The organism is Nocardioides sp. P5_E3 (genome assembly GCF_054049275.1).
In genome coordinates this window covers 37,760-46,727 of record NZ_JBFUMR010000037.1, presented here as the reverse complement: position 1 = coordinate 46,727, position 8,968 = coordinate 37,760, and the positions used below count along the sequence as shown (strand labels likewise).

The following is an 8,968-nucleotide window of genomic DNA, read 5'->3' as shown; positions in this document are numbered from 1 at the left end:
CGGCTCGCGACCAGCCGCACCACCGCGGTCGCCAGCAGGCCCGCGGCCAGGCCCACCACCACGGGGGCGGTGAAGGCCCACGCGTCGGGGGCGGTCGAGGAGCGGCGGAGCAGCGCGACGACCGCGGCCACCGCGACGACCACCGGCACGAGGGCGGCGAGGGCGCTGGCGCGGCGCGCCCGTTCGGCACCGGCGGGACGGAGCAGCTCGGTCAGCGGTCCGCGCAGCGCGACCACCATCGCGGTGACGACCGTGGCCGAGGCGAGGAGCCACACCGCGGCGACCAGCGCCGGGGACGCGACCTCGGCGCCGAGGGCCAGCGGCACCGCCGCGCCCACCGCGCCGCCGAGGACGGCGGTCAGCACCGGTTCGGTGACGAGCGCGGTCACCCAGCGCACTCCGCGGCGGCCGTGCAGCCGCAGCAGCGCCGCCTCCTGCCGCCGCGCGGCACCGAGGGCGAGGCCGGCGCCGGGGAGCACCCCGGCTGCGAGCACGACCAGCGGCACGAGGAGGGCGGGCCTGCCGCCGGCGTCGGCGAGCACGGTGGCCGCGGTGACCACCGCGATGGCGGCAGCGACGGGCAGGTGGGTGCCCCGCCGGGCCCACCACCCGGCCACGACGCGCAAGGTCATGCGATCCGGCCCTCGTCGATCGCGACGTGGTGGTCGGCGAGCTCGACGATGGCGGGGTCGTGGGTGGCGATGACGACGACGCATCCCCGCTCGGCCTCGGCGCGCAGGGCGTCGAGGACGACCGCGACGTTGCCCTGGTCGAGCTCGCTCGTCGGCTCGTCGGCGAGCAGCACGGGCGCGCCCACCACCAGGCCGCGGGCGCAGGCCACGCGCTGCAGCTGTCCGCCGGAGAGCTCCTCCACCTGGCGGTCGCCGAGGTCGGCGATGTCGAAGCGGGCCAGCGCTGCCTCGGCCCGGTCGGAGGCGTCGGTCCACGAGGTGCCACGGGCGCGCAGCGCGATGGCGACGTTCTCGCGGGCGGACAGGATGGGGACCAGGCCGTAGACCTGGAGCACGAAGGCGATCTCGGGGGGCGGGTCGCCGTCGCCCTGCCACGTCGCGCGGCCGTCGTACGTCGCGGCGCCGGTGCTCGGGGCGACCAGGCCGCCGGCGATCGAGAGCAGCGTCGTCTTGCCCGAACCGCTCGGCCCGGACAGCGCGGTCACGCGGCCGGCCGCGAACGTCACGGAGACGTCGTCGAGCAGGAGGGGACCGGGCTGGTAGCTGACGTGGTCGAGGACCAGGTCGCCGGTCCCGTTCATCCCGGCGCTCATCGCAGACCGTCCCGCGGGATGCCGGTCTCGTCCGCCGGGTGGCTGATCACGATCCGGCGCGGCTCCGCGTCGACGCGGACGAGCGTGCCGGCCGGCCACTGGGTGGTCAGGTGCGAGGGCAGGTGGAGGACCCCTTCGCTGCCGATGACGGCGTACTCGGCGCCGTGGTGCCCCTCGGACCCGACCCGGCCGCCCTTCATCGTCACGGTGCGGGGGAAGGTCGCGGCGACCTCCGGCTGGTGGGTGACCACCACGACGGTGGTGCCGAAGTCGCGGTTGAGGTCGTGGAGCAGGCCGACCACGGCGTCACGGTCCACGTGGGAGAGCTGGCTGGTCGGCTCGTCGGCGAGCAGCAGGCCGGGCGTCGTGGCGACGGCGCACGCGAGGGCCAGGCGCTGGCGCTGGCCGCCCGACATCGTGCTCACCACCTGGTCGGCCTGGTCGGTCAGCCCCACCCGGTCGAGCAGGTCGGACACGCCCGGCGCCCGGTCGGCCTCCTCGGCCGTCATGCCGATGCGGGCGAACTCCACGTTGCGTCGCGCCGTCGTGTAGGGCAGGAGGTTGCGGGTGGACCCCTGCAGCATGGTCGCCACCCGGCGGGCACGGAGCCGCGAGAGGTGTCGCTCGCTCATCCGCGAGATGTCGTCGTCGCCGAGCAGGATGCGCCCGGCGCTGGGGCGCTGGATGCCGCCGAGCAGCGCGAGCAGGGTGGACTTGCCCGACCCGCTCGGGCCGAGGAACGCGACCCGCTCGCCCGGGGCGATCTCGAGGTCGACGCCCTGCAGTGCCACCACGTCGTGGCCCTCGAAGGTGCGGTAGAGGTGCACCACGCCCGAGCACCGGACGCCGATGCCGCCCCCGTCCTGCACGTGAAGTCCTCCTGAAGCTGTGTCGTCGTACCGTCACCCGGCCGCGCCGGAATGCTGGGACATCATGCACCGGCGACGACGACTCGGTGTGCGACGACGCCCTTGGATCGATCCAAAGTTACCGGTCCGTACCGCGGGAGACCTCGGATCGCGCCCAGGTCGGCACCCGCTAGGGTCGGGAGGTGGTCACCAAAGGCCGCAGCTGTCGACGGGGTCACCGAAGGCCCCACCAAGGAGGCACGAACATGACTGTCCGCGTAGGTATCAACGGCTTCGGCCGCATCGGCCGCAACTTCTTCCGCGCCGTGCGCGCCTCGGGCGCCGACATCGAGATCGTCGGCGTGAACGACCTGACCGACAACGCCTCACTGGCCAACCTGCTCAAGTTCGACTCGATCCTGGGTCGGCTCGACGCCGACGTGACCAGCGACGACACGTCGATCAAGGTGGGCGACCAGACCATCGCCGCGTTCGCCGAGCGCGACCCGTCCGCCCTGAAGTGGGGCGACATCGGTGCYGACGTCGTCGTCGAGTCCACCGGCTTCTTCACCGACGCGACCAAGGCCAAGGCCCACGTCGACGCCGGCGCCAAGAAGGTCATCATCTCCGCGCCCGCCTCCAACGAGGACATCACCATCGTGATGGGCGTCAACCACGAGCTCTACGACCCCTCGGCCCACACCGTCATCTCCAACGCGTCCTGCACGACCAACTGCCTCGCGCCGATGGCGAAGGCGCTGCACGACGGTCTCGGCATCAACAAGGGCCTGATGACGACCATCCACGCCTACACCGCTGACCAGAACCTCCAGGACAACATCCACAAGGACCCGCGTCGCGCCCGCGCCGCCGCGCTCAACATGGTGCCCACCTCGACCGGTGCGGCGAAGGCCATCGGCCTCGTCCTGCCCGAGCTCAAGGGCAAGCTCGACGGCTACGCCATGCGCGTCCCGGTCCCCACCGGCTCCGCCACCGACCTGACGTTCGAGGCCAGCCGCGAGACGTCGGTCGACGAGGTCAACGAGATCGTCCGGGCTGCCGCCGACGGGCGCTACCTGCGCTACTCCACCGACCCGCTGGTCTCGACCGACATCGTCACCGACCCGGCGTCCTGCATCTTCGACGCGCCCCTCACCAAGGTGATCGGCAACCAGGTCAAGGTGCTCGGCTGGTACGACAACGAGTGGGGCTACTCCAACCGCCTCGCCGACCTGATCACCCACGTCGGCACGTCGCTCTGACCGATGGCCGAGTCCTCCGCTGGCATCGAGTCCCTCGGTGACCTGAGAGGCAAGCGCGTCCTGGTCCGCTCGGACCTGAACGTGCCCCTCGACGGCACCACCATCACCGACGACGGCCGGATCCGCGCGAGCGTCCCGACCATCACGCAGCTGTCCGACGCGGGCGCCCGGGTGGTCGTGACCGCCCACCTGGGCCGCCCCAAGGGCGCGCCAGACCCGGCGTACTCGCTGGAGCCGGTCGCCGGTCGGCTGTCCGAGCTCCTCGGGCGGCCGGTGGCGTTCGCGACCGACACCGTCGGCGCGAGCGCCTCCGAGACCGTCGCCGGCCTGCAGGACGGCGACGTCGCCCTCCTGGAGAACGTCCGCTTCAACGACGGCGAGACCAGCAAGGACGACGAGGTCCGCGGCGCGTTCGCCGACCAGCTCGCCCAGCTGGCCGACGCCTTCGTCTCCGACGGCTTCGGCGTCGTCCACCGCAAGCAGGCGAGCGTGTACGACGTCGCGCTGCGGCTGCCGTCCGCGATGGGCGGCCTGGTGGCGGCGGAGGTCGACGTGCTGCGGCGCCTGACGGAGGAGCCCGAGCGGCCCTACGTCGTCGTGCTGGGCGGGTCGAAGGTCTCCGACAAGCTCGGTGTCATCGACAACCTCATCGACAAGGCCGACAAGCTGCTCATCGGCGGCGGCATGGTCTTCACCTTCCTCAAGGCCCAGGGCCACGAGGTCGGCAAGAGCCTGCTCGAGGCCGACCAGCTCGACACCTGCAACCGCTACCTCAGCGAGGCGGCGGACCGCGGTGTCGAGATCGTGCTGCCCACCGACGTCGTGGTCGACACGGCGTTCCCGTCGGGCGACCGCGAGCCGCAGCCGTCCGTCGTACCCGCCTCGGAGATCCCGGCCGACGCCCTCGGGCTCGACATCGGGCCGGAGTCGGCGGCCGCCTTCGCGGCGGCGCTGGCCGACGCCAGGACGGTCTTCTGGAACGGCCCGATGGGCGTGTTCGAGACCGACGCCTTCGCCGGCGGCACCCGTGCCGTCGCGCAGGCGCTGACCGAGATCGACGGCCTGTCGGTCGTCGGCGGGGGCGACTCCGCCGCGGCCGTGCGCCAGCTCGGCTTCGACGAGGCCGCGTTCGGCCACATCTCCACCGGCGGTGGCGCGTCGCTGGAGTTCCTGGAGGGCAAGGAGCTCCCGGGCATCGCCGTACTCGAGAGGGGCTGACCGTGGCCGAGAAGACGAACCGCACGCCGCTGATGGCGGGCAACTGGAAGATGAACCTCAACCACCAGGAAGCGGTGGTGACGGTCCAGAAGCTCGCCTGGACGCTGTCGGACAAGCGCCACGACTTCGGCAAGGTCGAGGTCGTCGTGGTGCCGCCGTACACCGACCTGCGCTCGGTGCAGACGCTGGTCGACGGCGACCGGCTGTCGATCCGCTACGGCGCCCAGGACGTCTCCGTCCACGACAACGGCGCCTACACCGGCGAGATCTCCGCGGCCATGCTGTCCAAGCTGGGCTGCTCGTACGTCGTCGTCGGGCACAGCGAGCGCCGGATGTACCACAACGAGTCCGACGAGCTGGTCAACGCGAAGGCCCACAAGTCGCTCCACGCCGGGATGACCCCGATCGTGTGCGTCGGGGAGGGTCTCGACGTACGCCAGGCCGGCGAGCACGTGCCCTTCACGCTCACGCAGCTCGACGGCTCGCTCGACGGGTTCACCGCCGAGCAGGTCGCGGGCCTCGTGGTCGCCTACGAGCCCGTCTGGGCCATCGGCACGGGCGAGGTGGCGACCCCGGACGACGCGCAGGAGGTCTGCGCGGCGATCCGCGAGCGCGTCCGCGAGGTGCACGGCGACGGTGCGGCCGACGGCCTGCGGATCCTCTACGGCGGGTCGGTCAAGGCCGCCAACGTCGGCGGGATCATGGAGAAGGCGGACGTCGACGGATGCCTCGTCGGGGGCGCCAGCCTGCAGGTCGACGAGTTCGGCGGGATCTGCCGTTTCTACGACATGCCCGTGCTGTGAGGCGCTCACCGGTTCGCGGCGGACGTGACGTAGGCTTCCGCTCGTGATTCTTGCTTTCACCATCCTGCTCGTCCTGACGAGCGCGATCATGATCCTGCTGGTGCTCCTCCACAAGGGCCGCGGAGGCGGCCTGTCCGACATGTTCGGTGGCGGCGTGTCCAGCAGCCTGGGGGGATCGTCGGTCGCTGAGCGCAACCTCGACCGGTTCACGATCGGGGTCGGCCTCATCTGGTTTGCCTGTGTTGTCGCCCTCGGCCTGCTCATGGCCTACCAGGGCTGAGTCCCCCGAGCGTTTCTGAGAAGGAGTCGTCATGGCTGGTGCTGGAAACGCGATCCGCGGTAGTCGAGTCGGGGCCGGCCCGATGGGTGAGGCCGAGCGCGGCGAGGCCGCGCCGCGGCAGGCAGTGACGTACTTCTGCAGCCACGACCACCGGTCCGTGGTGACCTTCGCGATCGAGGCCGCCGTGCCCGAGTCGTGGGACTGCCCGAAGTGCGGCCTGCCGGCGAGCCTCGACTCCGAGAACCCGCCGCCGGCCCCCAAGATCGAGCCCTACAAGACGCACCTGGCCTACGTGAAGGAGCGTCGCAGCGAGACCGAGGCGGCCGACATCCTCGACGAGGCCGTCGCCCTGCTGCGCAGCCGCCGCAAGGCCGGCGAGATCATCTTCTGACCGACCGGTCATCTCCTCGCGCTAGGCATCGCCGAGCGGGCACTTCCTCGCGCTAGCAAGCGCCGAGCGGGCATCTCCTCGCGCTAGCAAGCGCCGAGCGGGCGGTGGTCCTGCCTGCGCCTGTGGATGACCCGCGACGCCCGGCGCGCCGTTCGGGCATCGTCCGAGTATGCAGCGCTTGCCGACCTGGTGCCACGACGCCGTCCTGCTGGACGGAACCGCGCCACTGCCTGTCGATCGACCGTTCACCTCGCACGAGGCCGACGCGGCCGGCGTACCCCCGAGCCTCCGGCGCAAGCTGGTCGCGAACGGTCTGTTGCGGCCGATGGTGCGCGGGGTGTTCGTCGCGACCCAGGTGCCTGACTCGCTGCGACTCCGCGTTGCTGCCGTGGCGCTGGTGACACCTCCCCACGTCGTGGTGGTCGACAGGACCGCGGCCTGGATCCATGGAGTCGATGCTCTTCCCCGCAGCGCCATCCACGAGATGCCGTCCTTGGACCTCTACAGCCGCAGCGCCAGCAGGATGAGACGCGCCGGTGTGAGCAGCGGTACACGGCACCTGACTGGAGCGGACATCGAGGATGCCGGTGGTGTGGCGGTCACGACAGCCCTTCGCACGGCTTGCGACCTGGGCAGGCTGCTGTGGAGGTACGACGCGCTTGCGGCCATTGACGGGTTCCTCCGCCTCGGCGTGGCCCGGGAGCAGCTGGTCGGTGAGATCGACAGGTTCAAGGGACACCGCGGTGTCGTGCAGCTCCGACGCCTGGCTGCGCTCGGCGATCCCGGTGCGGAGTCGCCACCGGAGAGCGCGCTCAGGCTGCACTGGCACGAGGCCGACATACCAGCCTGGCCCACGACCCAGATCTGGGTGCATGCAGATGACGGCACACCGAAGTTCCGGATCGACGTGGGCGATCCGGAGGTGCGGTTCGGCGGGGAGTACTTCGGGGAGGAGTTCCACGGCGAGGACGACGAGGCCTCGGACGAGGACCGCCTGCGATGGCTCAGGAACCGACGTGCCTGGGTCATGGAGGTGTTCACCAAGTCGGACGTCTACGGCCCGGACCTCGCGGCGGGTGATCGCCTCCATCAGGGCTACCTCGCGGCGCGGTCGACCATGGGCCTGCGGCGCCGGACGTACGTCGACCTCGGCAGGTTGTAGCGCGAGGAAGTGCCCGGTCGGCAGGTTGTAGCGCGAGGAAGTGCCCGGTCAGAGGGCGGAGGCGGCGGCCTCATCGAGCCACCAGACGGTCTCCTCACCGCGTGCGCCGCGGGCGGGGGTCTCGGTGACCGACCCGCCGGGAGCAAGCGCACGGGCGACCGCCTCGGCCTTGCCGTCGCCGCTGGCGATGAACCACACCGCGCGGCAGCGCTCCATCGCCTCGAAGGTGAGGGTGACGCGGTCGGGCGGCGGCTTGGGGGAGTCGTGGACTGCGACGGCGATCGCGTCGCGGGCCTCCAGTGCAGCGTGGCCGGGGAAGAGCGACGCGCAGTGGCCGTCGGGGCCGATGCCGAGCATCAGCACCTCGAAGAAGCCGGCGCCGTGCTGGCGCAGCGCCTGGCCGTAGGCCGCCGCGGCGTCCTCGGCGGTCGCGACCTGGTCGCTCGCGGGCACCTCGTGGACGTTGGCCGGGTCGACGGGGACGTGGTCGAGGAGCGACTCGCGGGCCTGGCGCGCGTTGCGGTCGGGGGAGTCGGCGGGCACGAAGCGCTCGTCACCCCACCAGAACACGACGCGGGACCAGTCGACCGCGGAGTCGACGGCCCGGCGGGCGAGCTCGCGGTGGAGCTCCTCGGCGATGGTGCCACCGGTGAGCCCGACCTGCGGCACCTCGCCGCGCGCCTGCGCGGCCTCGAGCCGGGCGAGCAGGGCGGAGGCGATGTCGCCGACGAGCACGTCCGCGTCGTCGTGGCGGCGGACCTCGGGCTCGTTCACTTCTTGCTCCTCAGCTTGACCAGGCGGGCGGCGACCTCGGCGTAGACGTCGTCCTCGTCGAGGCGGCGCAGCTCCTCCGCCAGCAGGGCCGGCACCTCGCGGCGCTTCAGCGCGACCGGCCGGTCGGGCCGGTTGGGCGAGGAGAACGTCGCCAGGCGGCCGTCGGCGCGGGAGATGCGGATCGGGCCTTCCTTGGTGTCCATGGTGACCTCGGTGATGCCGGGGCCGTCGGAGTTGCCGCGGGCGACCTCGACCTTGAGCCGGTCACTGAGCCAGGCCACCAGCAGGTCGGCGCTGGGGCTGATCCGCTCGGCGGTCACCTTGGCGCGGGTCACCTTGAGGGGGTGCTGGTCCAGGGCCGCGGCGAGGAGCGCGCGCCACGGCGTCAACCGGGTCCAGCTCAGGTCGGTGTTGCCGGGCGCGTAGGTGCGGCACTGGGTCAGCATGGCGGTGGACTTGCCGCGCGGGACCGCCGCGGAGTCGGTGATGCGCCGCTGCGCAAGAGCGCCGAGCGGGTCGGCCGCGACGTCGGCCGGCGCGGACGTCGGCCACCAGATGGCGACGGGGGAGTCGGGGAGCAGCAGGGGCAGCACGACGGACTCGGCGTGCTTGACCACCTCGCCCTTCAGCCGGATCACTGCGATCTCGCCTCCCCAGCCGTCGCCGCTGCCGACCTGGGCGTTGACCTGGGCGGCGCCGCGAGCGTCACCGAGGATGACGCCGAGGACCCGGGACGGGTGCTCGCGCGAGGCGCGCTTGGCCGCGGCCATCGCCTCGGCCGCGTCGTCCTCGGGGGCGACGATGACCAGGGTCATCACCATCCCCATCGCCGGGCTGCCGGCGCGGGTGCGTGAGCGGATGAACTCCGCGGCGATCTTGGACGAGCTGGTGTCGGTCAATTCGATCATCTCGGGGTCCCCTCGGTGTTGTTCGGCGGAGGAGCAG

Annotated in this window: 10 protein-coding genes and 1 pseudogene; 6 read left to right on the top strand and 5 right to left on the bottom strand. The window is 72.1% G+C overall.

The window, feature by feature from the left end:
• The 3 genes and pseudogenes from ACXJKB_RS19845 to ACXJKB_RS19835 form a co-directional block, all read right to left on the bottom strand.
• Positions 1-632: pseudogene (locus ACXJKB_RS19845) on the bottom strand (hypothetical protein); the annotation flags it as partial.
• Positions 629-1,285 (bottom strand): ABC transporter ATP-binding protein, encoded by a 657-nt coding sequence (locus ACXJKB_RS19840; protein WP_457191439.1) that lies wholly within the window; start codon positions 1,283-1,285, stop codon positions 629-631. The pseudogene ACXJKB_RS19845 and the gene ACXJKB_RS19840, both read right to left, overlap by 4 nt.
• Positions 1,282-2,154: an ABC transporter ATP-binding protein gene (locus ACXJKB_RS19835; RefSeq protein ID WP_300044811.1), complete on the bottom strand. Its 873-nt coding sequence runs from the start codon at positions 2,152-2,154 to the stop codon at positions 1,282-1,284. Before ACXJKB_RS19835 ends, ACXJKB_RS19840 begins: the two co-directional genes overlap by 4 nt.
• A 245-nt stretch (positions 2,155-2,399) precedes the next feature.
• Here ACXJKB_RS19835 and gap point away from each other — a divergent pair, with 245 nt between their 5' ends.
• The 6 genes from gap (at position 2,400) to ACXJKB_RS19805 (ending at position 7,249) form a co-directional block, all read left to right on the top strand.
• Entirely contained in the window at positions 2,400-3,395 is a 996-nt protein-coding gene (gene gap / locus ACXJKB_RS19830) for a type I glyceraldehyde-3-phosphate dehydrogenase (protein ID WP_457191437.1), read from the top strand.
• A gap of 3 nt (positions 3,396-3,398) precedes the next feature.
• Positions 3,399-4,613 (top strand): phosphoglycerate kinase, encoded by a 1,215-nt coding sequence (locus tag ACXJKB_RS19825; RefSeq protein ID WP_457191435.1) that lies wholly within the window; start codon positions 3,399-3,401, stop codon positions 4,611-4,613.
• A gap of 32 nt (positions 4,614-4,645) precedes the next feature.
• Positions 4,646-5,416, top strand: a complete 771-nt coding sequence (gene tpiA, locus ACXJKB_RS19820) for a triose-phosphate isomerase (protein ID WP_457191447.1) — start codon at positions 4,646-4,648, stop codon at positions 5,414-5,416.
• Positions 5,417-5,459: 43 nt separating this feature from the next.
• A complete protein-coding gene (gene secG, locus ACXJKB_RS19815) occupies positions 5,460-5,696 on the top strand; it encodes a preprotein translocase subunit SecG (protein WP_457191433.1) in 237 nt (78 codons plus the stop codon).
• Positions 5,697-5,727: 31 nt separating this feature from the next.
• Positions 5,728-6,087, top strand: a complete 360-nt coding sequence (locus ACXJKB_RS19810; protein ID WP_172259783.1) for an RNA polymerase-binding protein RbpA — start codon at positions 5,728-5,730, stop codon at positions 6,085-6,087.
• A gap of 493 nt (positions 6,088-6,580) precedes the next feature.
• A complete protein-coding gene (locus ACXJKB_RS19805) occupies positions 6,581-7,249 on the top strand; it encodes a hypothetical protein (protein ID WP_457191430.1) in 669 nt (222 codons plus the stop codon).
• A gap of 48 nt (positions 7,250-7,297) precedes the next feature.
• On the opposite strand, the gene pgl is transcribed toward ACXJKB_RS19805, so the two are convergent.
• Both pgl and ACXJKB_RS19795 read right to left on the bottom strand, forming a co-directional pair.
• Positions 7,298-8,023, bottom strand: coding sequence for a 6-phosphogluconolactonase (gene pgl / locus ACXJKB_RS19800; protein ID WP_457191428.1), 726 nt, complete (start codon positions 8,021-8,023; stop codon positions 7,298-7,300).
• Entirely contained in the window at positions 8,020-8,931 is a 912-nt protein-coding gene (locus ACXJKB_RS19795) for a glucose-6-phosphate dehydrogenase assembly protein OpcA (protein ID WP_457191426.1), read from the bottom strand. Before ACXJKB_RS19795 ends, pgl begins: the two co-directional genes overlap by 4 nt.
• Positions 8,932-8,968 lie beyond the last annotated feature (37 nt).

Bases quoted from the DNA above. Each gene is read 5' to 3' on its own strand.
- ACXJKB_RS19840 (WP_457191439.1), bottom strand. From the start codon at position 1,285: ATGAGCGCCGGGATGAACGGGACCGGCGACCTGGTCCTCGACCACGTC.
- ACXJKB_RS19825 (WP_457191435.1), top strand. From the start codon at position 3,399: ATGGCCGAGTCCTCCGCTGGCATCGAGTCCCTCGGTGACCTGAGAGGC.
- tpiA (WP_457191447.1), top strand. From the start codon at position 4,646: ATGGCGGGCAACTGGAAGATGAACCTCAACCACCAGGAAGCGGTGGTG.
- ACXJKB_RS19810 (WP_172259783.1), top strand. From the start codon at position 5,728: ATGGCTGGTGCTGGAAACGCGATCCGCGGTAGTCGAGTCGGGGCCGGC.
- ACXJKB_RS19795 (WP_457191426.1), bottom strand. From the start codon at position 8,931: ATGATCGAATTGACCGACACCAGCTCGTCCAAGATCGCCGCGGAGTTC.